The organism is Ruegeria sp. F11 (genome assembly GCF_056533855.1).
Map to the genome: position 1 here is coordinate 38,412 of NZ_JBQFOW010000005.1, position 25,316 is coordinate 63,727.

Genomic DNA, 25,316 nt, shown 5'->3' on the forward strand with positions numbered 1-25,316 from the left:
AGCGGAAACAACGCGGATCACTACAAGACAAGCCAGATCGGTGCGCAGCTTCACCCACTGCGTCACACTGCAATCCTTGGCCTTACTTTTGCGGAAAACTGCTCAATGTCCTGCCGCGGGGCCTCTGACGGGCCTTGTGGATATTTTTAGGGATAAATCCGAGGGCTGCAACCGGTTTCTTCAGCTGATCGGGGCGCTTGGGCAGTTCAGGCTGTTTTCGGTGATGCTGCGCACCTCCTGGATTTCTCCATCGGTAAGCGAGGCGAGCCGGACCATAAGCCGATCTTCATGCACGAATGGCCACCAACACACCGGGACGCCGTCGCGATCATTGTCGTAGAGAAAGCAGATCTGGCCGTGTGGCGTGGTGATCTGGCCGTAGACGCAGCCCCTGCCCTCTTCCCGCCAGACCGAGGTTGTGCGGGTCAGGAACTGCTCGGTCCCCACCAGATCGCCGCTGCGAATTTCGTAAAACGTCACCGTTTTGCCAAGGACGGCGTCCAGAAACGCCTCGGGCGAGATCACGGTTTGCGCCGCAGCCCATCCCGGCAGCAAGCAAGCGCCAAGGAGGCCGCGGCGCAGTGTCTCACCAATTGTCACGGAACCACCGGACGGCGCGCTTGAACGGGCGCGCCGCGTAGGTATCGACCGGGATTTCGAAATCCCACCATTCATCCTGCGGATGCGCCGCAAACAGGCTGAGGCCCACGGCGGATGAGAACCCCGGCCCGGTTGCCGATTGCGGCAGGCCATGCACACGCAGCGGGCGACCCAGACGAACGCGCTGCCCCAGGATACGGGTGGCCAGCCCATCCAGCCCCATGATCTGACTGCCGCCACCGGTCAGAACAATCTGCTGGCTGGGCATATGGTCGAACCCGGCGGCATCTAGACGCACGCGGACATCTTCAAGGATTTCCTCGACCCGAGGGCGCATGATGCCAATCAACTCGGCGCGGCTGACGGTGCGGCGGTCATGTTCCCAATCGCCGGTATCGCCGCCGATGTCGATCAGGTCGCGATCATCGGCCCCGGTGGCGTGCACACCGCCATTGAACGTCTTGATGCGTTCGGCCACCGCTGTCGGCACGCCCAGCCCCATCGAAATATCGGCCGTCACGTGATCGCCACCCATTCGCACGCAATCGGCATAGATCATGTGCTTCTTCATGAAGATCGACACGCTGGTCGTACCGCCCCCCATGTCGATACAGGCCGCGCCCAGTTCCTGCTCATCCTCGACCAGCGACGAAATGCCGGACACATAGGCCGAGTTCGCAATCCCCGCCAGCTCAAGATCGCAACGCTTGATACAACGCACGATGTTCTGGATCGCCACCGCATCCACGGTCAGCATGTGCATATCCACGGCCAGCGATTGCCCCATCTGCCCGCGCGGGTCGATCAGGCCCGATCGGTTGTCGAGTGCAAAGTTCACCGGCTGCGCATGCAGCACCTCGCGCCCCGCGCCATAGTCCGGAACGTCGCAGGCATTCAGAACCCGACCAACCTCGGCCTCGGACACCACCTGGCCTTCCAGATCGACCTGAGCGTCCAGCCCGTAAGAACGCGGGTTCGCGCCCGAGAAACAAGCGATCACGTGATCCACACGGATATCGGCCATCTTCTGGGTCGCCTGTAGAACGGTGCGGATGGCGCGCTCGGTCTCCTGCATCGCTGTGACCTCGCCGAACTTCACGCCGCGCGAGCGGGTGGTTCTGGCCCCGATCACGCGGAACCCGGTCTGGCCTGCCAATGACCCGATGCTGTTATCGTCGCTCAGCCGCCCGGTTCCGTCAAAACGCAGCACAAGGCAGGAAATTTTCGAGCTGCCGATGTCCAGAATGGCGACAACGCCCCGCTGCATCGCCTGTCTGCGCATTTGCCGCATGGCGCGTTGGGACTGATAAAGATCGGTCATCATGGTCGTTACTGCCCGCTACTCACATCTGTTTTTGTATTCCACCAGTCTTCGCTGGCGGCTTTGGTCATTCTGATCGTCGGCCGCTGCCCAAGGCGCATGTCCACCACCGCCACGTCGCGTTCCAGAAGGTCTTGCACCTCGTTCACTGCCAGCACGCGTTCCAGCGCCCGTACCGGCTGATCGGTTGGCAGCATGATGCGCTGCCCGCGATCCAGCACCAGATCCCAGCGCCGCTCACCCACGCGCACCAACCCGCGCACGCGGTCGCCAAGGCTGCGCGAAGTGCGGAACAGGTCCAGCGCTTCGCCCACATGCTGATCAGCGCCCTTGCCTGCGATCAGAGGCAGGTGCGCGTGTTCCTTGCGCGAGCCGGTCTGATCCACATGCACTCCGGTTTCATCCAGCAACTCGGTCCCGTCGCGGGTCCGCCAGACGATGACCGGTTGCCGCTCGACAATGTCAATCTGCAGGATGCCGCCGGGGCGGATGCGCACGGTCGCGGATTTGACCGGGTCCAAACGGGAAATCGTGTCGCGCATATGTTCGACATCCAGATCCCAGGAACTGATCGGGAAATCCAGCGGCACGACCTCGCGGATATCATCGGCCAGATCGGTGCCTGCGCCGTCAATGGCCATCAGGTTGACCATAAATTCGGGGCGTTCCTGAATCGAGGTGCGGATGTCGGCGATATAGGCGCTGACCGCCTCGCGCCGGTCCGGGGATGCGAAGTAGATGCCAATCGCTGCCGCAACGGCGCAGATCGGCACGCCCAGCTTGACGCCCAGACGAATGCCAGGCGTCAGCATCCAGCGCTGGAACCGGTAGCTGAGCCGTGACGGCGCAGGGTCGGACCGGCCCGCATTGCGGCCAAACATCCGTGCCCCCCGCAGGCGCAGAAGCGGCTGTGCCTCATGCGTCTCGGCGGTTTCGAATTCGGCATCCGGCCCGGCAAGGGCTTTGGTCCGGTGGATCACCGGCGCGCGGGTGGCGGTCAGCGGTCGCATGAGGCGTCCTCCACCATCCAGGCGCAAAGCTGGCCGAATGTCATGCCGCAGTGCTCGGCCTGTTCGGGCACCAGCGAGGTTGGGGTCATGCCCGGCTGCGTGTTGGTTTCCAGCAGGAACAGACCATCCGCGCCGAGGCTGTCATCCCAGCGGTAATCGGTGCGGGACACGCCGCGACAGCCCAGTGCGTTATGGGCCTTCACAGCATACTCCATACAGCGGTCAAAGATATCCTGCGGAATATCGGCGGGCAGCACGTGCCACGAGCCGCCGGGTTTGTACTTGGCATCGTAATCGTACCAGCCGCCATCGGTCATGATCTCGGTCACGGTCAGAGGGCGGTCGCCCATCACGGTCACGGTCAGTTCGCGGCCTGCGACGTATTTCTCGACCATGATATGCTCGGGCATGTCATCGGACAGTTGCGGCGGTCCATTGGCGTTTTCATGCACGATATATATGCCGACGCTGGAGCCTTCGTTGTTGGGCTTGGCGACGTAGGGCGGTTCCATCACGTGGACCTCGATCACCTCGATCTTGGGCACGATCACGCTGGGCACGATGGGCAGGCCCTCGGTCTGGTAGATTTCCTTGCTGCGTTGCTTATCCATCGCCAAGGCCGAGGACAGCACGCCGGAATGCGTGTACGGGATGCGCATCCATTCCAGCAGGCCCTGCACACAGCCATCCTCGCCCCAGCGGCCATGCAGGGCGTTGAAAACCACATCTGGTTTGATGTCCAATAGGCGCGCATAGAGGTCGGGACCTGCGTCCAGCTCGACCACTTCAAAGCCTTCTCCCACAAGGGCGGCTGCGCATTCGCGCCCGCTGCTGAGAGACACCTCGCGTTCCGCCGAGGGGCCGCCCATCAATACCGCCACTTTGGGGTTTGTCCTGCTCGACATACCCAATGTGCGCCTCAATGTCCCCGGACCTTATGTGGTGGTCCGTACTGCGTTTATGCCTTTGATCCGTCGCCGTTAATTGCCTGATTTTGGTCTGACGGTTGGGGCTTTATTATTCCAGCGGATCACCGACCCGCATGATTTCCCACTCTAACGTTATGCCGCTTGTTTCGTAAACCTTTTTTCGCACCTCTTCGCCCAGACCTTCGAGGTCTGCGGCGGTGGCGTCACCGGTATTGATCAGGAAATTGGAATGCTTGGGGCTCATCTGCGCGCCGCCAAGCGTGGCCCCGCGCATTCCTGCGTCGTCGATCACCTTCCACGCCTTGAGGTCATGGACATCGTCGGCCTTGCCGGTCGAGGAAAACCCTGCGGGATTGCGGAAGGTCGATCCGGCGCTGCGGTCCTTGGTGGGCTGCGTCTCATCCCGCTTTTGCAGCTGCGCTTCCATGCGAGCGTGGAGCTCGGCGGGGTCGACTTTCGGGCCTTGGAACGTGGCCGAGATCAGCACCGCGCCTTCCGGCAGGTCGGACTGGCGATAGCGGAAGTTGAGGTCTTGGGGTGAGAGGTCTTTGACTTCTCCGGCCCGCGTCACGATGGTGGCCTTTTGCAGAACGTCTGCGGTGTAGCTGCCATAACAGCCTGCGTTCATGCGCACCGCGCCGCCGATGGATCCGGGGATGGTGCGCAGGAAGGTCAGGTCAACGCCTGCGTCCGCCGCCTTGCGCGCCACATGCGCGTCCAACGCCGCCGCACCAGCGGTGACGGTGGTGCCGTCGACCGAGATCGTGTTGAACCCGCGCCCCAGCCGGATCACCACGGCGCGCAGGCCACCGTCGCGGACGATCAGGTTCGATCCGACGCCCATGGGGAAGATCGGCACATCTGCGGGCAGATCGCGCAAGAAATCCTGCAGGTCTTGGATGTCAGCCGGTTGGAAAAGGTAATCCGCAGGACCGCCGACGCGCAACCATGTGAGATCATTCAATGATCTGGCCTGCGTCAAGCGGCCCCGGACGTCGGGCAACTGGGTCATCCGCGTGCCCGCGCCGCAAGACTGCGCCCGCCAATGCCGCCCATGATAGCGGCAAAGAGGAAGGGCAGAACCGCGCCGGTCAGCCAGACGAAGGGGCCAAAGGCTTGCTCTTCCTCGCCGGTTCCGACTCCGGCCAACGTTACGATCAGCACCAGTGCAACGGCCGAGGCCAGCCCGATCAGCAACAGCACACCCCTAAGGCCAATCCAGCGCCCCGCAACGAAGCCTGCAACGGCCCCGAAGGTCAGCGCGATCAGCGGCAGATAGGCGAATGTGGCGATGTCGACCATGAGGGCCTCCTGAAAACGGCCGTTACTTGTTGGCCGCCTTCATGCCCTGCATTTTCGCCTTTGTCCAACGGGTCAGGTAAATCACCGGCCAGCGCAGCACGGACATGCCTGCGACCAGCACGATGAGGCCGATCCAGGGGCCGTTCTCATAGGTGACATAGCCGAGAATGGGGATGCCCACGGCAATCAGGATATACGCCCGCGTCCAGTGGTTGTCTTTGCTGGGGATCATCGCCAGCACATTCGCAGCAATCCCCCAAGCGGCGGCAAGAGTGATGGACCAGCTCATTCCGCGATCTCTCGGCCTGACCATTTGCGCCAGTAATAGCGGATGGGATGGCGGAACATCGAAACAAAGCCGCCCAACGCCACAACCGACCAAACCCAGCCGTGATCATAGCCCAGCCAGACGATCAGCACCGGTGCGCAGATCAGCAAAGCAAATCCCGGTGGGAACTGCAGGCGCATCGGCAGCAAGGCGACCACAGTGGCACAGATGACCCAGAGGGCAGCAAAGATCATCGAATAGTCCATACGCTCGCTCCGGGGGCTGAGGCTCTGCGCTCAGAGTATCACACTCTCAGGTTGAGCGCCATGCGAAGAAGGCGGTCAAACCGCTTGTTTTTCCAGCAATCTATCCGGCAACCCATTGGCCCAGCCGCTGATCGTACCGGCCCCGAGGCAGACGACCATATCCCCCGGACGGGCCTGTTCGCGGACAAGGCGCGCAAGGTCGTTTTCGTCCAGCAGCCCGCGCGCATGACGGTGACCGTGGCGGATCAGGCCCTGCACCAGATCATCGCGCGAGACCCCTTCAATCGGGTCCTCTCCGGCGGCGAAGACATCGGTGATAGCCACCACATCGGCGTCGTTGAAACAGGTGCAGAAGTCTTCGAACAGGTTGGACAGGCGGGAATAGCGGTGCGGCTGGTGCACGGCGATGACACGACCTTCGGTGGCCTGTCGTGCCGCTTTCAATACGGCGGCAATCTCGACCGGGTGGTGGCCGTAATCGTCGATGATGGTGACGCCGCCCACCTCTCCGACCTTGGTGAAGCGGCGGTTGACGCCGCCGAAATTGGCCAGCGCGTCGCGGATTTCCGAGGCTTTCATGCCCAGATGGCGGGCCACGGCCACGGCGGACAGCGCGTTCGAGACGTTGTGGTCGCCGGGCATCGGCAGGGTGCAACCCTCGATCACCTTGTCTTCGTATTGCAGGTGGATGTCGAAATGGGCAACGCCGCCCTTATAGGTCAGGTTTTCGGCCCGCACATCGGCCTGCGCGTTGAAGCCATAGGTGCGCACGCGACGGTCGGTGATGCGCCCGACCAGCGCCTGCACTTCGGCATGGTCGGTACAGCAGACAGCAAGGCCGTAGAACGGAATGTTCGAGACGAACTCATCAAAGCCCGCGCGCAGCAGGTCGAAATCGCCCCAGTGTTCCATATGCTCGGGATCGATATTGGTGACGATGGCGATGGTTGCTGGCAGACGGTTGAACGAGCCGTCGGATTCGTCAGCCTCGACCACCATCCATTCGCCCTGCCCCATCCGCGCATTCGAGCCGTAGGCGTGGATGACGCCGCCATTGATGACGGTGGGGTCAAAGTCCCCTGCAACCATCAGCTCAGCCATCATCGTGGTGGTGGTAGTCTTGCCATGGGTTCCGGCGATGGCGATGTTGGATTTCAGGCGCATGAGTTCGGCCAGCATGTCGGCGCGACGCACCACAGGCAGGCCTTGGGCGCGGGCTTCATCCAGTTCCGGGTTGCCGGGCTTGATCGCAGTCGAGACCACGACAACGGCGGCGTTCTGCAGGTTTTCAGCGCGCTGGCCTTCGAATATCTCGGCCCCCAGCGCGGCCAGCCGGTCAGTGATCTTCGACGTCTTCAGGTCTGACCCCTGCACCCGGTAGCCCAGGTTCAAAAGCACCTCGGCAATGCCCGACATCCCGATCCCACCGATGCCCACGAAGTGAATCGGCCCGACGTCCTGCGGCAGTTTGGTTGCTGGATTCATGAGGTCTCCTTCTGCGCCAGTTGCTCGACAAGGGCGACCAGACGCTCAGTCGCGTCAGGCGCCCCGACCGACAAGGCAGCGTGGGCCATTTTCTGTGCGGCTTCGGGGTTGGTGAGAACCGTGGTCATTTGCTCTGTAAGCGCGGGAACGTCAAGGGCGTTTTCGGGGATCATGATCGCTCCGCCCGCCTGCACCAGCCCGCGCGCATTGGCGGTCTGATGATCACCTGCGGCGGCGGCGAACGGGATCAGGATCGACGGGCGGCCAATGACCGAGATATCAGCGACACTCGACGCGCCCGAGCGGCTGACAACCAGTTGCGCCTCGGACATGCGACGGGGCAAATCGTCGAAGAATGGCTGAACATCGGCCATGACGCCGTTTTCCCGGTAGAATTCCGTGACGCGCTCGCCGTCCTCATCGCGGGCCTGATGCGAGACGCGGATGTAGGACCGCAGAAACTCGGGCAGCGCCGCAATGGCTCCCGGCACAACATCGCTGAGGATGCGCGCACCTTGCGAGCCGCCCATCACCAGAACCGACATCGGGTATTCGCCCGGCGGAATATAGGGGGCCGCCTCGCGTTCCAGCACGGCGGCGCGGACGGGGTTGCCGGTGTGAATGCCCTTTGCGCCCTCGGGCAGGTCGGTGGGCCAGACGCCGCAGGCCACCTGGGCGACACGGGTTGCGAACAGTTGGTTCACGCGACCCAGAATGCCATTCTGTTCATGGATCATGCGCGGGATTTTCAGCAGAGTCGCCGCCCCCAGCGCCGGGATCGACGGGTAGCCGCCGAAGCCCACCACCACATCGGGCCGGTCGCGCAACATCTGCAGTGCCATGCCGGTCACGCCGCCTGCAATCTTGGGCCCGACCAGCGCCTTGGCCGCCAGACCTCCGCGCGCGAAAGTGGCCGAAGTCGCCTCAACAATCTCGGTCGAATGCGGAAAGCCGCCGGTATAGCGCGCACCGCGCGCATCAGTGGACAGGCGCACGCGCCAGCCTTTCTGCAGCATCGCCTCGGCCAGCGCCTGCGCGGGGAACATGTGCCCCCCGGTGCCGCCTGCCGCGATCAGAAGATAAGGCATCAGCCTCGCCCACGCAGAATGTCACCCAGCTCGCCTTGTGGGCGCGAGCGGGTGAAGGCCAGCAACATGCCAACGGCAATGCCGCCTGCGATCAGCGACGAGCCGCCATAGCTGACGAAAGGCAGCGTCATGCCCTTGGCCGGTAGCAGCCGCACGGCGACGCCCATATTGATCATCGCCTGCACGCCGAACATGCAGGCCAGACCGGTCCCGGCCAGACGGATGAACATATCGCGTTCGCGCATCAGCCGCAGCAGCGACCGCACAACGATCAGCGAATAAAGCGCAATGATAATGAGGACGAGGATCAGGCCGTATTCCTCGGCCGCGACAGCGATGATGAAATCCGTATGGGCATCGGGCAGAGACCATTTCACCTGCCCCTCACCCACACCGACGCCGAACAAGCCACCCTCGCGGATGGCGTTGGTGGCGTAGCCAAGCTGGGTGGTCGGATCGACCTCTTGGTTCAGAAACCCGTCAATCCGGCGCGCAAAGTGTTCCGAGTTCGAATAGGCCAGCATCCCGCCCAGCACGACGGCTCCGGCCATGCCGACCAGCAGCAGCATCGGCGCGCCTGCCACGAAATACATCACACCCCAGCCAAACAGGATCAGACAGGCCTGCCCGAAATCGGGTTGCAGCACTAGCATCGCCACAATCGCCATGCACAGCGCAAAAGACCAAAGCCGCCCCGGGGGGCCGTTGATCTCTTGCGAGGCAGCCAGCAGCCAAGCGGCGACGACCACAAAGCCGGGTTTAAGGAATTCCGACGGTTGCAGTGAGGCGAAACCCAGCGAATACCACCGCACCGCACCCTTGCCGAAATCGGTGCCGAAAACCGGCAGAAAAGCCAGCGCCACAAAGGCACCCAGAAAGCCCAGCACCGCCAGACGTCGTACCAGTGTCGGCGACATCATCGAGGTCAGCAGCATGGCAATCAGTGCCAGCCCGCCGAACAGCGCCTGCCGTTCGACATAGTGGAACGGATCGAACCCGTTGCGCCCGGCCAGCGGCGGCGAGGACGCCAGCCCCAGCAACAACCCAATGACAAACAGGATCAGCACGCAGGACATCGTCCAGCGATCAATCGTCCGCCACCACTTTGGTAGAATCGGTTCGCCGCGCGTGTCCCGGACCGCGCCATACACCATCTCAGTCATGAGATACCGCCACTCTCTGCCTCGTTCACGTCCCGTTTTCGGGATCTGTTTGAGAGTTTACAGGGGTTTTGGGGTTTCGGCTAGGGAAATGACGGGGATCGGAGAAATTGCGCTGCGTTGTTCCTGTGGGACACTCCCGGTACAGTAAACCTCACAAGTTAGTTTGTTACCGGAGGTTCCTATGGACAGTATTTCCAGCGAAGCGCAAAATTTGTTCTCTGAATACCTGACCTGCTGGAATAACCGTGATCTTGAAGGAGTCGCGGCCTGTTTTGATGAACCTGCGATGTTCATTCTCCCGGCGGGGGCGGTCGCCCTGCCCGACCGGGCAGCCTTGGTCGCGCTACTTACCAAGGTGTTCGACGGGCTGGAACAGGCCGGGTTTAGCCACACAACAATTGGTGCCGTTGAGGCCCAACTATGCGGTGACGGAATCGCCATTGTGGACGCAAAAGACGTCAACAGGCTGAAACATGACGGATCGCTACTCGAGGCCATTGACGGGCACTACGTGGCCCGAAAAACAGAGGTTGGCTGGCGGTTCACGGTGGCTGTCGCTTGTTCCAACGGCTGGCAAACACGCTGAGTTCAGCAATCGCGGCCAGACCACATGATGTCCGCGACTTTTCCTTGCCTTCCGCTGCAAACCTCGCCATCCCCCGCGCATGACCTATGACACGATCATCCTCGGGGCCGGTGCAGCCGGTGTGATGTGCGCGGCCCATTGCGGCGGGCGCGTTTTGGTGATCGACCACGCCAAGGCTCCGGGCGAGAAAATCCGCATCTCGGGCGGCGGGCGGTGTAACTTTACCAATATGTATGCGGGGCCTGCCAACTTCTTGTCGCAGAATCCGCATTTCTGCAAATCCGCTCTGGCGCGGTACACCCAGTGGGATTTTGTCGATCTAGTGAACCGCCACGGCATCGCGTGGCATGAGAAAACGCTGGGGCAGTTGTTCTGCGACGGCTCCTCGAAGCAGATTATCCAGATGCTGCTGGATGAAATGGACCGTGCCGGGGCTGAGCTGTGGGTTCGGACTGAATTGAAGGACTTGCGAAAGACCGGAGACAGCTTCGCGTTGGAGGTCGAGCGCGAGGGCCAGCGCATCCTCCTCAGCTGCCGCAATCTGGTGCTGGCCACCGGCGGCAAGTCGATCCCCAAGATGGGCGCGACCGGATTGGCCTATGACATCGCACGGCAATTCGGGCTGCGCATAACCGAGACACGCGCCGCGTTGGTGCCCTTCACTTTTTCCGAGGGCCGGTTCAAGGCTCTGTCCGGTGTTTCTCTGCCCGCGCGGCTGTCAAACGACCGTACCAGCTTTGACGAGGCGATGCTGTTCACCCATCGCGGCCTTAGCGGCCCGTCGGTGTTGCAATTGTCTTCCTACTGGCGCGAGGGTGAAGCGATCCGGGTCAACCTGATCCCCGACCTGCCGATCTACGACCTGCTGCGCGATCAGCGGCAAAGAGGGGGGCGCAAGGCGCTGACCACCGAACTGGCGCGCCATCTGCCCGCCCGGCTGGTGGAGTACCTGAGCAATGAAATCCCCATGCAGGGCAATCTGGCCGACCAGTCCGACGCGGCGCTGACCGACCTCACCGCCGCATTCTCCGACTGGCAGCTAACCCCATCGGGCACCGAAGGGTATCGCACCGCCGAGGTGACGCTGGGCGGGATCGACACCGATGATCTGTCGTCCAAAACGATGGAGGCCAGGGAGGTCCCCGGCCTCTATGTCATTGGCGAAGCGGTGGATGTCACCGGCTGGCTGGGTGGCTACAACTTCCAGTGGGCGTGGTCCTCGGGCCACGCCGCCGGAACGGCCATCGCGGCGCGTTAACCTACGACGTTGTAGCCCCGTCCGCGCATGCAGTTGCGCACGATCACGGCCTGGTTCTGCGTGTTGTTGACCGCGCTTGCCCCGGCCCCGATCAGCGCGCCAGCAGCCGCTGCGCGACCCAGATCGCTGGCGCTGTTGTCGATGATCGCCGTAGTCGCCGCCGCACCGGCTGCACCGATGGCCGCGGCACCTGCGGTGTTGCTGTCCAGCGTCGGCTGCGTGCGCGCCAACGCCTGACAATTTGCCAGATCGGACTGATAGTTCGGCCCGACCGGACCGTCGATGATCGGGACATAGTTCGCCCCCGTATTGGCGCAGGCTCCGGCCAGCGCAACCACAGGAAGGACAAAGAAAAACTTGCGTGCAGACATATCCAGCACCCCTTTTTTGAACTGCCTTTGACGCAATCCCAAATCCCGATGCGCGTCAAGCTGATAGCTAAAAAACTTAAGTGACCGGCGGGTGATTGCAAGAACGGGGCTATGCCAACCTTTGTCGCACCTGCGCCGTAAAGTCGTCGCCGCGCTTTTCAAAATTGTCGTACTGGTCAAAGCTGGCCGCAGCCGGGGCCAGCAGCACGGTATCCCCCGGCTCTGCATCCGCCATGGCCTGTTCGACGGCGGCCTCCATCGTGGTGCAGACCTGCGCGTCCGCCTCAAGCTGCATGGCGAATTTCGCGGCCTCGCGGCCTATAACGTAGGCTTTCAAGACCTCAGTTGCGGCCCCGTTCAAGGCGGCAATCCCGCCCTCTTTCTCCAGCCCACCGCATATCCAGCGGATCTTTTTGAACGCGCTGAGCGCCTTGGCCGCGCTGTCCACATTGGTGGCCTTGGAGTCGTTCACATAGGTCACACCCTCGGCCTCGGCGATGATCTGGCTGCGATGCGGCAAGCCCGGATAGCTGTGCAGCGCATCCTCGATCACGCGCGGTGCCAGACCCAGAGACCGGCAGGCCGCATAGGCCGCGCAGGCGTTCTGGTGGTTATGCGCACCGGGCAGTCCCTTGATCGCGCGCAGGTCGATCGAGCCGGTCTGGCGGCCCTTGCGGTACTCCGACAAAAATCCCTTGCGGGCGAAAACCTGCCATCCCGGCCCGGTCAGTTTGCGCGCGACCGAGATGCGGATCACCCGGTCATCTGCGGGCCCTTCGGACAGTTGCCCGGCCAGAAAGGCACCTTCGGCCTCATCCACACCGATCACGGCCCGGTCGGGTCCGCCTTCGGCAAACAGGCGGCGCTTGGCGGCGAAGTACCCCCCCATGCCGCCGTGCCGGTCCAGATGATCCGGCGACAGGTTGGTAAAAACCGCCACATCCGGCGTCAGAGAGCGCGCCAGTTCAGTCTGATAGCTGCTGAGCTCCAGAACCACGACCGATCCGTCCGAGCCCGGGTCGATATCCAGAACCCCGCGCCCGATATTTCCGGCCAGCTGCGCCTCGCGCCCGGCTGCGGTCAGAATGTGATGGATCAGCGCCGCCGTGGTGGATTTACCGTTCGAGCCCGTCACGGCAATCACCCGGGGCGGCGTATCAAAATTGTTCCACTCCGGGCCGGAGAACGAGCGGAAGAACAGGCCGATATCGTTGTCCACCGGCACACCCGCCTCAAGCGCGGCGGCCACAACCGGGTTGGGTTCGGGGTAGAGATGCGGAATACCCGGCGACACGATCAGTGTAGCGATCCCGTCAAACGCGCCGTGTCGGCGCAGATCGGCACAGTGGAAGCCCTCGGCCTCTGCCGCCTCTCTCGCTGCGGGGTTGTCATCCCAGCAGATCGCCTCGGCCCCGCCTGCACGCAAAGCCCGCGCCGTCGTGAGACCCGACCGGCCCAGACCCAGAACCGCAACCTTCTGCCCTGAAAACCCTTTGACCGGGATCATGCTGCCCACCTTGTTCAGATATTCAAATGCGCAGCGACACTGCACCGAAGACGCGAGGATTGGCAAGAGCGCCAAAGGCTCGCGCGTCAGCGCGAGCCCGGCCCAACAGGTGGCAGGCGGACCGCAAGTCCGCCGAACCTGGCGGGAGAGCTACCGGACTTTCAGCGTCGCCAACCCAACCATCGCCAGGATCAGTGAGATGATCCAGAACCGGATCACAATCGTCGGCTCGGCCCAGCCCTTTTTCTCATAATGGTGATGGATGGGGGCCATCAGGAACACCCGCCTGCCGGTGCGTTTGAAGTAGAGCACCTGGATGATCACGCTCAGCGCCTCGACCACGAACAAGCCGCCCACAACGGCCAGCACAAGCTCATGCTTGGTGGCAACGGCAATTGCGCCCAAAGCCCCACCCAACGCCAGCGATCCGGTATCGCCCATGAACACCGCCGCCGGAGGGGCGTTGTACCATAAGAACCCAAGCCCCGCGCCAAAAAGCGCCGAGGTGAAGATGAAAATCTCACCCGTTCCCGGCACGTAATGCACGTCCAGATATTCGGTAAAGTCGACGCGGCCAACCGCATAGGCGATGATCCCGAGGGTTGAAGCCGCGATCATCGCAGGCATGATCGCCAGCCCGTCCAAGCCGTCGGTCAGGTTCACCGCATTCGCGGCCCCGACGATCACCACAATCGAGAACGGGATGTAGAAAATCCCCAGATTGATCAGCGTATCTTTCAGCACCGGCACCGCCAACTGGCTTTGCAGCGCGTCAGGGTGATGCAAAGTGGCCCACAACGCCGCCAGCGCCGCGATAATGATACCCAGCGCCAGACGCATCTTGCCTGACACGCCCTGCGTATTCTGCTTCGACACCTTCGCGTAATCGTCAGCAAACCCGATGGCCGCATAGGCCAGCGTTACGAACAGCACCATCCAGACATAAGGATTGTCCCACCGCGCCCAAATCAGCGTTGATGTGACCAGCGCGCCCACGATCAGCAATCCGCCCATAGTCGGCGTTCCGGCCTTCGAGAAATGCCCCTCGGGCCCGTCATCGCGGATCGGCTGGCCCTTGCCCTGCTTTTTGCGCAGCACGTTGATTAGCGGTTTGCCAAACAGGAACCCAAAGACCAGCGCGGTCATAAAGGCACCACCAGCGCGGAACGTGATGTAACGGAAGAGGTTCCAGAAATCCCCTCCGTCCGACAAGGCGGTCAACCAATAGAGCATCGCAAAACCTTTCTCACGCAGCGGTCGCGGGTACGGGCATCAATCAAGCGCGCCCCCTTGCCCCATTTTCCGCAGAGCGTCAACAATCTTCGCCAGCGCCATGCTGAGCGAGCCTTTGACCAGAACAGTATCGCCCGGCCGAATAAGCTGCGGTAAGTGTTTGGCCATCTCGGCGCTGGTGTCGAACCAAAGCCCGCGCTTGTCGTCCGGCAGCGCGTCGTGCAACGCCTGCATCAGCGGACCGATGCAGTGAACCTGATCGACCTTCGCCATCGCCCCAACATTTGCCATATCCGCATGCATGGCGAGTTCCTGTGCGCCCAGTTCCTTCATGTCCCCCAGAAAGGCGATCCGGCGGTCGCCTTGCGAGACGACCAGCACATCCAGCGCGGCCTCCATCGAGGTTGGGTTGGCGTTGTAGCTGTCATCCAGCAGCTCGATCTGCCCACCCGTAAGCGACAACGTCTCGCGTACGCCACGGCCTTTGACGGGTGACCACTGGCGCAGGCCGGTGATGGCGTCCTCCAGTTCGACACCCAATTCGACGCAAGACGCCAGTGCACCCAGCGCGTTCGTCGCGAAATGCGTCCCTGCCGACTGAACGTCGAAACTGATCTGCGCGTCTCCGACCGACGCATCCGCGTGAACCGAGTTCGCCGCTTGCGTTACGTCCTTCAGACGATAGTCCGCAGCCACACGACCAAAATCAACGATCCCCGCGCCCTGCTCCTGCGCAATCCGGCGCAGGATGTCCGCATGTTCGATATCCGCGTTCACGATGGCCGCGCCGCCGGTTTCCAGCCCATCGAAGATTGCCGCCTTCTCGTGGGCGATACCGGCAACCGAGTCGAACGCCTCAAGATGCACCGCCGCAACCGTCGTGACCAGCGCCACATGCGGGCGGGCCTGACAGGCCAGCGGGGCAATCTCACCGGGGTGATTCATGCCGATCTCGATCACGGCGAATTCCGTATCACGGGGCATCCGCGCCAATGTCAGGGGCACGCCCCAATGGTTGTTGTAACTGGCCACGCTGGCATGGGTTTTGCCCTGCGTCTCCAGTATGTTGGCCAGCATTTCTTTGGTCGAGGTCTTGCCGACACTGCCGGTCACCGCAACCACCCGCGCATCAGTGCGGGTACGGGCGGCCTGCCCCAGCGCCTCAAGCCCCGTCTGCACGTCCTCAACGATCAACAACGGCGCGTCCTCGGAAACGCCTTCCGGAACACGCGACACCAGCGCCGCCCCCGCGCCCTTTTCCAACGCCTGAGCCACGAAATCATGCCCGTCCCGCGCGGCCTTGAGGGCGACGAACAGGTCACCGGGTTGCAGGGTCCGGGTGTCAATCGACACGCCATTGGCCTGCCAGTCGGTTGTGGCGCGGCCTCCGGTCGCCTCAGCAGCCTCGGCGGCAGTCCAAAGCGTCATGCGACTCTCCCATCCAAAGCCGCGACACTGATGCTGGCTTGTTCAACATCGTCAAAGGGCAGCACCTGATCGCCGACGATCTGGCCGGTTTCATGGCCCTTGCCAGCGATCAGCAGCGCATCGCCGGGTTGCAGGGCGTCGATGCCGCGCAGAATAGCCTCGGCGCGGTCGCCGACCTCGGTCACACTGACGGTCGCGTCCACCCCGAGCGCGCCTTCCATAACGGCGGCGCGGATGGTGGCGGGGTCTTCGCTGCGGGGGTTGTCGTCGGTGACAAAAACCACATCGGCATGCCTTGCCGCCGCCTGCCCCATCAGCGGGCGCTTGGTGGCATCGCGGTCGCCGCCTGCGCCGACGATGGCAATCAGGCGACCCATCACATGCGGGCGCAGGGCTTTCAGCGCGGTGGCCACCGCGTCGGGCGTGTGGGCGTAATCCACGAACACCGCCGCGCCGTTTTCGCGGGTCGCGGCCAGTTGCATCCTCCCCCGCACAGTCGTCAGGTGCGGCAGGGTCTCGAACACCCGTTCCGGATCATCCCCGGTGGCGATCACTAGACCACAGGCCAGCAGGATATTCTCGGCCTGAAAGCCTCCGATCAGATTCAGGCGAGTCTGAAAGGGCGTGCCTTGCCACGAAAAGCGCAGGTCCTGACCAGTGGCATCGAATCTTTGGCGGATCAGGCACAGGTCGGCATCGCCCAGCCCAACGGTGAGAACCTCCTGCCCGCGCGCTTCGGCGATTTTCCGCACCTGCGCGCCCTTGGGATCGCTCAGGTTAACCACAGTCGTTCCGTCCTGCGGCAGAACCCGGTCGAACAGACCGGCCTTGGCGTTGAAATACGCCTCGAACGTTTCGTGATAGTCCAGATGGTCCTGCGTGAAGTTCGAAAACCCCGCCGAGGTCAGATGCACCCCGTCCAGACGGCGTTGTTCCAACCCGTGCGAGGATGCCTCCATCGCTGCATGGGTCACGCCATTCTCGGCGGCCTCGGCCAGACAGCGATGCAGGGTGATCGGCTCGGGCGTGGTGTGGGCCAGCGGAGCGGTCCATGCGCCCTCGACCCCGGTGGTGCCGAGGTTGACGGCGGCGTGGTCAAGCTCGGTCCAGATCTGCCGAACAAAGGATGCGACCGAGGTTTTTCCGTTTGTTCCGGTCACGGCCACGATGGTCTGCGGCTGAGCACCAAACCATAGCGCTGCGCATCCAGCTAGCGCCTGACGAGGATCTTCAACTACGATCAAAGCCGCGTCCGACACAGCCAGTTCATCCGCAGCAATCGCAGCCCCTTCGGCATCGGTCAGGATTGCAGCTGCACCCATGCGCAATGCGAACTGAATGAACTCGCCGCCATGAACCCGCGTGCCGGGGAGCGCTGCGAACAGGTAACCGTCTTTGACCTCGCGGCTGTCAACGGCCAGCCCGGTGATGTCAGGATTGGCACCGCCGCGCGCAGTCAGGGCCAGTTGGCTTAGTTTCTTTGTCCTTGCGCCCATGACCCACCTCTGTTGGACAGCCTAATTTGAGGTCAGGGTTATAGCAGCGCCCGCCTCAGGCTCAAGCCGGGGACGTAAACCCAGCAACGGGGCGATGCGCCCGATCAGTTCCGCCGCCACCGGCACCGCCGTCCAGCCCGCCGTCCGACGTTTTTCGCCATAAGCAACGATCGAGGGTTCATCCAGCGTGACGATCAGAACATATTTGGGATCGTAAGCCGGGAAGATCGTGGCAAAAGTGGCAATCACCTTGTCATCATAATAGCCCCCGCGCGGCTTGGGCTTGTCTGCCGTGCCGGTCTTGCCCGCCACGTCATAGCCCGCCACATCGCCGAAGCTGGCCGTGCCATCAGTGACAACCTTGCGCAACATCTTCTGCGCCTGCGACGCCGCACTGTCAGACAGCACCCGCGGGCCGTACTGAGGGCCGTTCTTCCGCAGAATCGTAGGGCTGACATAATGCCCGCCATTGGCAATCGCCGCGTATCCGGCGGCCAGATGCATCGGGCTGGTCGACAGGCCGTGACCGTAGGAGATAGTGACTGTGCTAAGCTCACCCCATTTCTTGGGCTTGAGCGGCTCCCCGCCCTTCGCCTCGACAATCTCGAACGGCGTGGGTTCGAACATACCCAGCGCGCGCAGAAACTCCTGCTGGCGTTTTGCGCCGATCTGCAGTGCCAGCCGACCGGTGCCCCTGTTCGAGCTGTGGACGATCACGTCCGCGACGCTGATCTCGCCATAGTTCTTGCCGTTAAACTCGCCAATCGGGAACCGCCCGATCTTCATCGGACCGGACGTGTCGATGATGGTGTTCGAGTTCACCAGGCCCAGTTGCACTGCCTGCGCCGCAGTAAAAATCTTGAACACCGAGCCCAACTCGTACACGCCCTGCACATAACGGTTGAACAGAGGGCTGTCCGACGGATCAAAGCCCGAGGTCGGCGGGCGCGGGCGGTCGTTCGGATCAAAGGAGGGCAGCGAGGCCGCCGAGACAACCTCACCCGTATGTGCATTCATCAGAACCGCCGAGGCGCCCTTGGCGTTCATGATCTTCATGCCGCCGTACAGCACCTGTTCGACGGCCGCCTGGATGGTCAGGTCCAGCGACAGTTTCAGCGGTTTGTTGCCGTTGGCCGGATCGCGCAGGTAGTCGTCGAACTGTTTCTCGACGCCTGCGACGCCGATCACTTCGGCGGCACTCACACCCTCACGACCGAACCCCGAACCGCCCAGAATATGCGCCGCCAGACGACCGTTCGGGTACAGGCGCATCTCACGTGGGCCAAACAGAATGCCTGGATCGCCGATGTCGTGGACGGCCTGCTTCTGTTCGGGCGAGATGCGCTTCTTGATCCACAGGAACTTGCGTTCGCCGGTGAAGTCTTTGACCAGACGCTCTTTTTCCAGATCGGGGAAGATTGCAACCAGTTGATCGGCAGCGGCCACCGGGTCAATCATCAAGGGCGGCTGGGCATAGACGGAATAGGTATCCAGATTGGTCGCCAGAATGCGCCCCTCACGATCCACGATATTGGCACGCTGCATGGCGATGGCGGCACCCGGCGCGCTGGCCAGAGGCTCCTGCGCCTCGGATGTTGCCAGCATGCCCATACGGACACCGACCACAGAGAAGGCGCAGAAGAAGAACAGGCCCAGAACCAGCAACCGCCCCTCGGCGCGGGCGCGGGCGCGGTCTTTCATATCCTCGTGGCGTTGGCGAATGTTCTCGCGCTCAATGGCCTTGGGGTTCTCCCCCCGCGCGCGGGCGTCAAGGACTCGGGCCAGGGGGCGCAGCGGCGTGCGGGTCATGGGATCTGCACCTCGCCCAGCGCCTGAATATTGGTGATGGCCTGCAATTCAATCGGATCGACGATGGGCAGGTCCGGGTCCTCGGCATAGGCGATCTGGTCGGCCCGGCCAAACTGTTCGGCGCGCAGGGGCAACAGGCCCAGACGTTCGAAATTCAAATCGGCCAGTTCGCGCAGGCGGTCAGGGCGGTTCAGATAGGCCCATTCGGCGTTCAGAACCGCCAGCCGCACCTGCGCCACGCCGATCTCGCGCTGCAGCTTCTGGGTTTCTTTCACGACCTGCTGGGTCCGGTAATTCTCCTGATACGCCCAAAGCGCCAGTCCGAACACGGCCAAGGCAGTCAACACATACAAAACACTCTTCATCTCGCCCGTCCCCCCAGTTGCGGCATCCCGATGGCGCGGGCCTCAATTTCCCCCGCCGGAGCCTCGGTTCGTATCGCCACGCGCAGCTTCGCCGAGCGCGCGCGTGAGTTTTCCTGCAATTCCTGATCGTCGGGACCCACGGCCTTGCGGGTCTTGAGCGTGAATTGCGGCAGTTCCTGTTCCATCTCAGGCGCATAGCGGTTGGCACGACCTGTCTTGCCCGCGCGCGATTGGAAGAACCGCTTGACCATCCGATCCTCGATGGAGTGGAAGGTCACCACGGCCAACTGCCCGCCGGGTTTCAACGCGCGCTCAGCAGCCATAAGTCCCTGAAACAGCTCATCATATTCGGCGTTCACCGCAATCCGCAGGCCCTGAAAGCTGCGCGTTGCCGGGTGCGATTGGCCCGGCTTCGGGCGCGGCAGGCAGGATTCGACGATCTCAGCCAGACGCAGAGTCGTGGTGATCGGTTCCTCGGCCCGCGCCTTTACGATGGATTTGGCGATGCGGCGGCTGGCGCGTTCCTCGCCGAAATGGAACAGGATATCAGCCAATTGCGCCTCGGTCGCAGCATTGACCAGATCGGCGGCGCTTTCGCCCTCTTGGCTCATGCGCATATCCAGCGGGCCGTCCTTCATGAAGGAAAAGCCGCGCTCGGCCTGATCCAACTGCATGGACGAGACACCAAGGTCCAGCACCACGCCATCGAGGTCCTGCGCATACTCATCCATGCGCGAGAACACACCCTGCTGCATCACCAGCCGGTCACCATAATCCCCGACCCAATCGGCGGCCATCTCGAACGCCAGCGGGTCGCGATCCACCCCGATGACCTTCTCAGCCCCCGCCTCAAGCAGGCCACGGGTATAGCCGCCCGCGCCGAATGTGCCGTCCAGCCAGACGCCAGACACAGGTGCCACCGCAGCCAGCAACGGACGCAACAGAACAGGGATGTGGGGGTTAGGTGAGGTCTGAGCGCCGGCCATGCCGTCACCCATCCCCGATGCCGTCAAGATACTGCATCGGATCGAAATCTTCCGGCAGATCGTCCAGCCATTCCTCGGTCGCGGCCAGTTCGTCGGCCTCATAGGTCTCGGGCTTCCAGATCTGGAAGGTGTCCCCGGCGGCGATAAAGAACGCCTCGCCCTCAAGGCCGATCTTGGTGCGCAGCTTGGCGGGCAGGACCAGACGGCCGGTCTCATCAACATTGGTCGGGAAGGACTGACCGTGGAACAGCCGTTGCAGCATACGACGCTGCATCGAGCCGCGCGGCAGAGCGTCGATCTTGGCGTCGACCTCGTCAATCGCCTGCATGGTGTAGCATTCAAGGTATTTGCGGCGGTGGTCGCCATAGACAATCACAAGCTCAGGATTGTCACCGGGCTGCCAGTTGGGATCGGACGCTTCAAGCACACGGCGAAACGAGGCCGGGATCGAGACCCTGCCCTTCGTGTCCACCTTATGGTGGCTTTCACCTCTGAACCTGCGCGCCAAGACGACTGTCCCTTTCGCTTGCGCCCCACCTGAAATTCACGTTCCCCCCGGAAGTAAAAACGGCGGGTTGATCTGCTGCCACTGATCAACCCGCCGCATTGACCCGCTAAGCGGGATGTCCAGCTGCACGCGCCACCTGGGGGGATGTCTGCTCGCCCGCGCGCCGGATCTGTTGAGTGATGAAAGCGAGATGCCTGTACGAAACCTGTTTTTCTTTTGGTCCGGGGTCGTTTGGCGCCCCTTTGACTGTCCTCGCCCTCATCGGGTATCTAAGGGATGACATGGGAAATCGTGGAAATCAACAGGAAATTTTGTTCCGCACGAGCACAGAGTCAGTTTAAACACTCCCATTTCAAATGGAAACTTAAACCAATACACCTTATGTGTGCGGAAGTGAAACCCCAAACACAACATATGGGATAAAAGTCGCGTGACCAATTTTTCCCATAAATTCCCGAAAACCTGAGAACGTGTGAAAAAAGGTTAGCCTGAGCGGACAATTCCCACCCGAAATCACCCGAATCAAGACCCCTCAACGCGCGAATAAGCACGACTCAGAACCTTGGCCCATGGTTTCCCACACAGCTCAGGACGCGGATTTACCTTACGTAAGCCGGTCAAAATCCCTGCATTCGACATGCACAAATTTTAGAAAAATACGCCCAAACATGGGGCGTTTTGTTTGCGCCAACAGAAATCGCTGAACGTCCAGACCTCACCTGCGGACCGGAAATCATATATTTATAAGGCTTATTCAATCAGCGACGCTCAACCCCATGATAACCATGCATTTGCTGCATAGCAGCATTGATAACGCGACCTATTGTGCAATTGCAGCATTTGCCTATTTTCAATCTCAAGCAAGCGCCGGACTGAACCGGCAACCACAAGATTTACGGATGACGGACATGGCAGTGGCAACCAATACCTCGGTGCTGAAGGGCACACATGCAAGCGGGTTTGCATCGGTGATCGAGGCGGCAAAAACACGGATCGCACGGTATCGCCTGTACCGCCAGACGGTTAACGAACTGTCCTCGCTGTCAAACCGCGAACTGGCCGACTTGGGCCTAAACCGTTCGATGATCCGCAGCCTGGCCGTTCAGGCGGTCGAAGACTTCTCGGCGCGCTAAGCGCCAGCAAGATAACTGAGATCAGACCCTCCTCCTCCCTGGGTCTGTAATCAGCGGCAACGTCTCTCCTCCTCCCTGACGTTGCCGCACCTTATACCGGCCCTGACCGCCGGAACCTGACACATCGGGGCTTCCTCCTCCCTGCCCTGATGTTGAAAGCACGCGGCGACGTCTCCTCCTCCCTGACGTCGCCGCGTCTTCCTCATACCGGGCTCAAACCCGGGTTCGTATACATCGGGGCTCTCCTCCTCCCTGCCTTGATGTAGAAAAGAACGGCGGTTCCCCTTCCTCCTCCCTGGGAACCGCCGTTTTTCGTTTTTTGCACACAAGATGTAAGCTGAGGCCGTGAACGATTTATCAGGAGTCTCTCATGGCCGCCTATTTCATCGCCCAGATTTCCATTCACGACCCGGACGGCTATCAGAAATACTTGGAAGGCTTCATGCCGATCTTTGACAGGCACGGCGGTCGCCTGCTGACCATTTCGTCAAAACCCGTCGAGGTGATCGAAGGCAGTTGGGCAGAAAACGGAATCGTCCTGATGGAATTCCCGGACATGGCCGCAGCCCGCGCGTGGAAAGACGATCCGGACTATGTTGCGCTGGCCAAGATCAGGCAAAAGACAGCAACGGCGAATCTGGTGCTGGTCGAAGGACTCTAGAGGTCAGAACGGCACGTCGTTCTTGGCCGCCAGGAAACGGGACACCACTTTCTTCGTCCCTGCCTTGTCGAAATCAACCTCGACCTTATCGCCCTCGATCCCCGTCACCGCGCCATAGCCGAATTTCTGGTGAAACACCCGCTCGCCCAGCGTGAAGCTGGCCACCGCTGTCGCATCAATCACCGTATTGCGGCTTTCCTTGGGCTGAGACATCCCATACTGCCCCTGCCGCGCCTGCATCCGCTTCCAGCCGGGCGAGTTATAGACGTTCGCCTCGGCTGCGCGGGTCTCGATACTGGCTGTAACCTGCCCGCCGCCATAAAGGCCCGGAGGCGTCAGGACCTCCACATGATCCTCGGGCAATTCGTCGATAAAGCGTGAGGGCATGGAATTCTGCCACTGGCCAAACACCCGCCGGTTGGCCGCGAAGGAAATGGTGCAGACCTCTTCCGCGCGGGTGATGCCCACATAGGCCAGCCGCCGTTCCTCTTCCAAACCCTTGAGCCCGGATTCGTCCATCGAGCGCTGAGACGGGAACAACCCGTCCTCCCACCCCGGCAGGAACACGGCGGGAAACTCCAGCCCCTTGGCCGCATGCAGCGTCATGATCGAGACCTTGGCCCCGTCGCCGTCCTGCTCATTGTCCATCACCAGGCTGACATGCTCCAGGAACCCTTGCAGGTTCTCGAAATTGTCCAACTGGTTGACCAGTTCCTTGAGGTTCTCCAACCGCCCCGGGGCTTCGGGCGTCTTTTCGTTCTGCCAATGGGCCGTATAGCCGGATTCGTCCAAAACGATCTGCGCCAGCTCGATATGCGTGTGTTCGGGCGCGCCATAGCGGATGGGCGAGACGCCATCGTCGATCACCGTATCATCATCCACTTCGATCCGAGGTCCGCGCGTCATCGCATTCCACCGCGCCAACCCGTCGATCAACTCGCGCAGCGCCTTGCCGCCTTTGCCCTTGATCAACCCGTTATCGACCGCAATCCGCGCGCCCTCGACCAAGGACACACCGTTTTCCCGCGCCACCACCTGAATGGTCTGCTGCGCCTTGTCGCCAAGGCCGCGTTTGGGCGTGTTTACGATCCGCTCGAAGGCCAGATCATCCTCGGGGCTGACCACCAGCCGGAAATAGGCCATGGCATCGCGAATCTCCATCCGCTCATAGAACCGAGGGCCGCCGATCACCTTATACGGCAGGCCGATGGTCAGAAACCGATCCTCAAACGCCCGCATCTGATGCGAGGCGCGCACGAGAATGGCGATCTCATCGAGGTTCATCGGCCGCACACCCCGCGTCCCGCCCTGCATCGCGTCGATTTCCTCGCCGATCCAGCGCGCCTCTTCCTCGCCATCCCAATGGCCGATCAGGCGAACCTTTTCGCCTTCTTGTCGGTCAGTCCAAAGCTCTTTGCCCAAGCGGCTTTCATTGCCACGAATCACATTGGACGCAGCCGCCAGAATATGCGGGGTCGAGCGATAGTTCTGTTCCAGCCGGACCACAAAAGCGCCGGGAAAATCCTTTTCAAACCGCAGGATGTTGCCCACCTCGGCCCCGCGCCAGCCATAGATCGACTGATCATCATCGCCCACGCAGCAGATATTCTTGTGCCCCCCGGCCAGCAGGCGCAGCCAGAGGTACTGGGCGACGTTGGTATCCTGATACTCGTCCACTAGGATGTAGCGGAACCAGCGCTGGTATTGCTCCAACACGTCCGGGTGGGTCTGGAAAATCGTGACCATGTGCAGCAGCAGGTCGCCGAAATCCACCGCGTTCAACTCGCGCAGGCGCGTCTGGTATTGGGCGTAAAGTTCGATGCCCTTGTGATTGAAGGCCCCCGCATCCGCGGCGGGCACTTTGTCGGGCGTGAGCGCTCGGTTTTTCCAATCGTCGATGATCCCGGCCAGCATCCGCGCTGGCCAGCGTTTGTCGTCGATATTGGCCGCCTGCGTCAGCTGTTTCAGCAACCGCTTCTGGTCGTCTGTGTCCAGAATGGTGAAGTTCGATTTCAACCCCACCAGTTCCGCATGACGCCGCAGCAGCTTGACGCAGATCGCGTGGAATGTGCCCAGCCACGGCATCCCTTCGGCGGGGCGGCCCAGCATGCGGCCAACGCGCTGTTTCATCTCGCGCGCGGCTTTGTTGGTGAAAGTCACGGCGAGGATTTCATTCTCGCGCACCCGATGGGTCCTGAGCAGATGGGTGATCCGCGCGGTCAGCGCCTTGGTCTTGCCCGTCCCGGCACCCGCCAGCATCAGCACCGGGCCATCCAGCCGTTCCACCGCTTCGCGCTGCGCCGGGTTGAGGTCGCTCAGATAGTCCACCGAGGCCGCAGGCATCGCCCGCGCCGACAGCGATGCGCCCTCGAAGGCGTCCATTTCGTCAAAACTGCTCATGGGTCCAAACTACGCCGGATCAGCGCCGAGGGGAAGGGTTTGTTCACGGCTTGTTCGCGCTCAATTTCATAAAATTTCGCAACCGGATGGCCCGGGCAAGGCCGCACCTTAACGATTTTTCAAAGAAAACCCCCGACCTTGTG

The 25,316-nt window shown here is 61.9% G+C and carries 25 protein-coding genes; 4 read left to right on the plus strand and 21 right to left on the minus strand.

What is annotated here, in order from left to right:
• Positions 1–180: 180 nt before the first annotated feature.
• From ACR0NJ_RS07715 to ftsW, 11 genes are all read right to left on the minus strand, one after another.
• Positions 181–600 (minus strand): hypothetical protein, encoded by a 420-nt coding sequence (locus ACR0NJ_RS07715; RefSeq protein WP_480816553.1) that lies wholly within the window; start codon positions 598–600, stop codon positions 181–183.
• Positions 587–1,921: a cell division protein FtsA gene (ftsA, locus tag ACR0NJ_RS07720; RefSeq protein ID WP_480816804.1), complete on the minus strand. Its 1,335-nt coding sequence runs from the start codon at positions 1,919–1,921 to the stop codon at positions 587–589. The genes ACR0NJ_RS07715 and ftsA overlap by 14 nt, the downstream gene beginning before the upstream one ends.
• Positions 1,922–1,929: 8 nt before the next feature.
• Positions 1,930–2,931 carry a cell division protein FtsQ/DivIB gene (locus ACR0NJ_RS07725; protein ID WP_480816554.1) on the minus strand — a complete coding sequence of 334 codons (1,002 nt, stop codon included), beginning with the start codon at positions 2,929–2,931 and terminating at the stop codon, positions 1,930–1,932.
• Positions 2,919–3,836 (minus strand): D-alanine--D-alanine ligase, encoded by a 918-nt coding sequence (locus ACR0NJ_RS07730; RefSeq protein WP_480816555.1) that lies wholly within the window; start codon positions 3,834–3,836, stop codon positions 2,919–2,921. The genes ACR0NJ_RS07725 and ACR0NJ_RS07730 overlap by 13 nt, the downstream gene beginning before the upstream one ends.
• Before the next feature lie 112 nt (positions 3,837–3,948).
• On the minus strand, positions 3,949–4,872 hold the full coding sequence (gene murB, locus ACR0NJ_RS07735) for a UDP-N-acetylmuramate dehydrogenase (protein WP_480816556.1): 924 nt from the start codon (positions 4,870–4,872) through the stop codon (positions 3,949–3,951).
• Positions 4,869–5,162 (minus strand): hypothetical protein, encoded by a 294-nt coding sequence (locus ACR0NJ_RS07740; protein WP_480816557.1) that lies wholly within the window; start codon positions 5,160–5,162, stop codon positions 4,869–4,871. Before ACR0NJ_RS07740 ends, murB begins: the two co-directional genes overlap by 4 nt.
• Before the next feature lie 22 nt (positions 5,163–5,184).
• The gene (locus ACR0NJ_RS07745; protein WP_480816558.1) at positions 5,185–5,451 is read right to left on the minus strand and encodes a DUF2484 family protein; all 267 of its coding nucleotides are present in this window, start codon (positions 5,449–5,451) and stop codon (positions 5,185–5,187) included.
• Positions 5,448–5,696 carry a DUF2484 family protein gene (locus ACR0NJ_RS07750; protein ID WP_480816559.1) on the minus strand — a complete coding sequence of 83 codons (249 nt, stop codon included), beginning with the start codon at positions 5,694–5,696 and terminating at the stop codon, positions 5,448–5,450. Before ACR0NJ_RS07750 ends, ACR0NJ_RS07745 begins: the two co-directional genes overlap by 4 nt.
• Positions 5,697–5,771: 75 nt before the next feature.
• Positions 5,772–7,181, minus strand: a complete 1,410-nt coding sequence (murC, locus tag ACR0NJ_RS07755; protein WP_480816560.1) for a UDP-N-acetylmuramate--L-alanine ligase — start codon at positions 7,179–7,181, stop codon at positions 5,772–5,774.
• Positions 7,178–8,269: a UDP-N-acetylglucosamine--N-acetylmuramyl-(pentapeptide) pyrophosphoryl-undecaprenol N-acetylglucosamine transferase gene (locus ACR0NJ_RS07760; protein ID WP_480816561.1), complete on the minus strand. Its 1,092-nt coding sequence runs from the start codon at positions 8,267–8,269 to the stop codon at positions 7,178–7,180. Before ACR0NJ_RS07760 ends, murC begins: the two co-directional genes overlap by 4 nt.
• The gene (gene ftsW / locus ACR0NJ_RS07765) at positions 8,269–9,432 is read right to left on the minus strand and encodes a putative lipid II flippase FtsW (protein WP_480816562.1); all 1,164 of its coding nucleotides are present in this window, start codon (positions 9,430–9,432) and stop codon (positions 8,269–8,271) included. The genes ACR0NJ_RS07760 and ftsW overlap by 1 nt, the downstream gene beginning before the upstream one ends.
• A gap of 181 nt (positions 9,433–9,613) precedes the next feature.
• On the opposite strand from ftsW, the gene ACR0NJ_RS07770 reads away from it, so the two are divergent.
• Positions 9,614–10,018, plus strand: a complete 405-nt coding sequence (locus ACR0NJ_RS07770) for a nuclear transport factor 2 family protein (protein WP_480816563.1) — start codon at positions 9,614–9,616, stop codon at positions 10,016–10,018.
• A 79-nt stretch (positions 10,019–10,097) separates the two neighbouring features.
• Positions 10,098–11,276, plus strand: coding sequence for a BaiN/RdsA family NAD(P)/FAD-dependent oxidoreductase (locus ACR0NJ_RS07775; RefSeq protein WP_480816564.1), 1,179 nt, complete (start codon positions 10,098–10,100; stop codon positions 11,274–11,276).
• On the opposite strand, the gene ACR0NJ_RS07780 is transcribed toward ACR0NJ_RS07775, so the two are convergent.
• The 9 genes from ACR0NJ_RS07780 to mraZ form a co-directional block, all read right to left on the minus strand.
• Entirely contained in the window at positions 11,273–11,647 is a 375-nt protein-coding gene (locus ACR0NJ_RS07780; protein ID WP_480816565.1) for a glycine zipper family protein, read from the minus strand. The two genes, ACR0NJ_RS07775 and ACR0NJ_RS07780, sit on opposite strands and share 4 nt — an antisense overlap.
• A gap of 109 nt (positions 11,648–11,756) precedes the next feature.
• Positions 11,757–13,154, minus strand: coding sequence for a UDP-N-acetylmuramoyl-L-alanine--D-glutamate ligase (murD, locus tag ACR0NJ_RS07785; RefSeq protein ID WP_480816566.1), 1,398 nt, complete (start codon positions 13,152–13,154; stop codon positions 11,757–11,759).
• A 150-nt stretch (positions 13,155–13,304) separates the two neighbouring features.
• Positions 13,305–14,387, minus strand: a complete 1,083-nt coding sequence (gene mraY / locus ACR0NJ_RS07790; protein WP_480816567.1) for a phospho-N-acetylmuramoyl-pentapeptide-transferase — start codon at positions 14,385–14,387, stop codon at positions 13,305–13,307.
• A 39-nt stretch (positions 14,388–14,426) separates the two neighbouring features.
• Complete coding sequence (locus tag ACR0NJ_RS07795) at positions 14,427–15,815, minus strand: UDP-N-acetylmuramoyl-tripeptide--D-alanyl-D-alanine ligase (RefSeq protein WP_480816568.1); 1,389 nt, start codon at positions 15,813–15,815, stop codon at positions 14,427–14,429.
• A complete protein-coding gene (locus ACR0NJ_RS07800) occupies positions 15,812–17,311 on the minus strand; it encodes a UDP-N-acetylmuramoyl-L-alanyl-D-glutamate--2,6-diaminopimelate ligase (RefSeq protein WP_480816569.1) in 1,500 nt (499 codons plus the stop codon). The genes ACR0NJ_RS07795 and ACR0NJ_RS07800 overlap by 4 nt, the downstream gene beginning before the upstream one ends.
• Positions 17,312–17,332: 21 nt before the next feature.
• Positions 17,333–19,120: a peptidoglycan D,D-transpeptidase FtsI family protein gene (locus ACR0NJ_RS07805; protein WP_480816570.1), complete on the minus strand. Its 1,788-nt coding sequence runs from the start codon at positions 19,118–19,120 to the stop codon at positions 17,333–17,335.
• Complete coding sequence (ftsL, locus tag ACR0NJ_RS07810) at positions 19,117–19,485, minus strand: cell division protein FtsL (RefSeq protein WP_480612991.1); 369 nt, start codon at positions 19,483–19,485, stop codon at positions 19,117–19,119. The genes ACR0NJ_RS07805 and ftsL overlap by 4 nt, the downstream gene beginning before the upstream one ends.
• A complete protein-coding gene (rsmH, locus tag ACR0NJ_RS07815) occupies positions 19,482–20,471 on the minus strand; it encodes a 16S rRNA (cytosine(1402)-N(4))-methyltransferase RsmH (protein ID WP_480816571.1) in 990 nt (329 codons plus the stop codon). Before rsmH ends, ftsL begins: the two co-directional genes overlap by 4 nt.
• Before the next feature lie 4 nt (positions 20,472–20,475).
• The gene (gene mraZ, locus ACR0NJ_RS07820) at positions 20,476–20,979 is read right to left on the minus strand and encodes a division/cell wall cluster transcriptional repressor MraZ (RefSeq protein WP_480816572.1); all 504 of its coding nucleotides are present in this window, start codon (positions 20,977–20,979) and stop codon (positions 20,476–20,478) included.
• A gap of 908 nt (positions 20,980–21,887) precedes the next feature.
• Here mraZ and ACR0NJ_RS07825 point away from each other — a divergent pair.
• Together ACR0NJ_RS07825 and ACR0NJ_RS07830 are read left to right on the plus strand one after the other, a co-directional pair.
• A complete protein-coding gene (locus ACR0NJ_RS07825; protein WP_480816573.1) occupies positions 21,888–22,112 on the plus strand; it encodes a DUF1127 domain-containing protein in 225 nt (74 codons plus the stop codon).
• Between the two features lie 370 nt (positions 22,113–22,482).
• Positions 22,483–22,773 carry a DUF1330 domain-containing protein gene (locus ACR0NJ_RS07830; RefSeq protein ID WP_480816574.1) on the plus strand — a complete coding sequence of 97 codons (291 nt, stop codon included), beginning with the start codon at positions 22,483–22,485 and terminating at the stop codon, positions 22,771–22,773.
• Between the two features lie 3 nt (positions 22,774–22,776).
• On the opposite strand, the gene ACR0NJ_RS07835 is transcribed toward ACR0NJ_RS07830, so the two are convergent.
• Positions 22,777–25,173 carry an ATP-dependent helicase gene (locus ACR0NJ_RS07835; RefSeq protein WP_480816575.1) on the minus strand — a complete coding sequence of 799 codons (2,397 nt, stop codon included), beginning with the start codon at positions 25,171–25,173 and terminating at the stop codon, positions 22,777–22,779.
• Between the last annotated feature and the right edge of the window lie 143 nt (positions 25,174–25,316).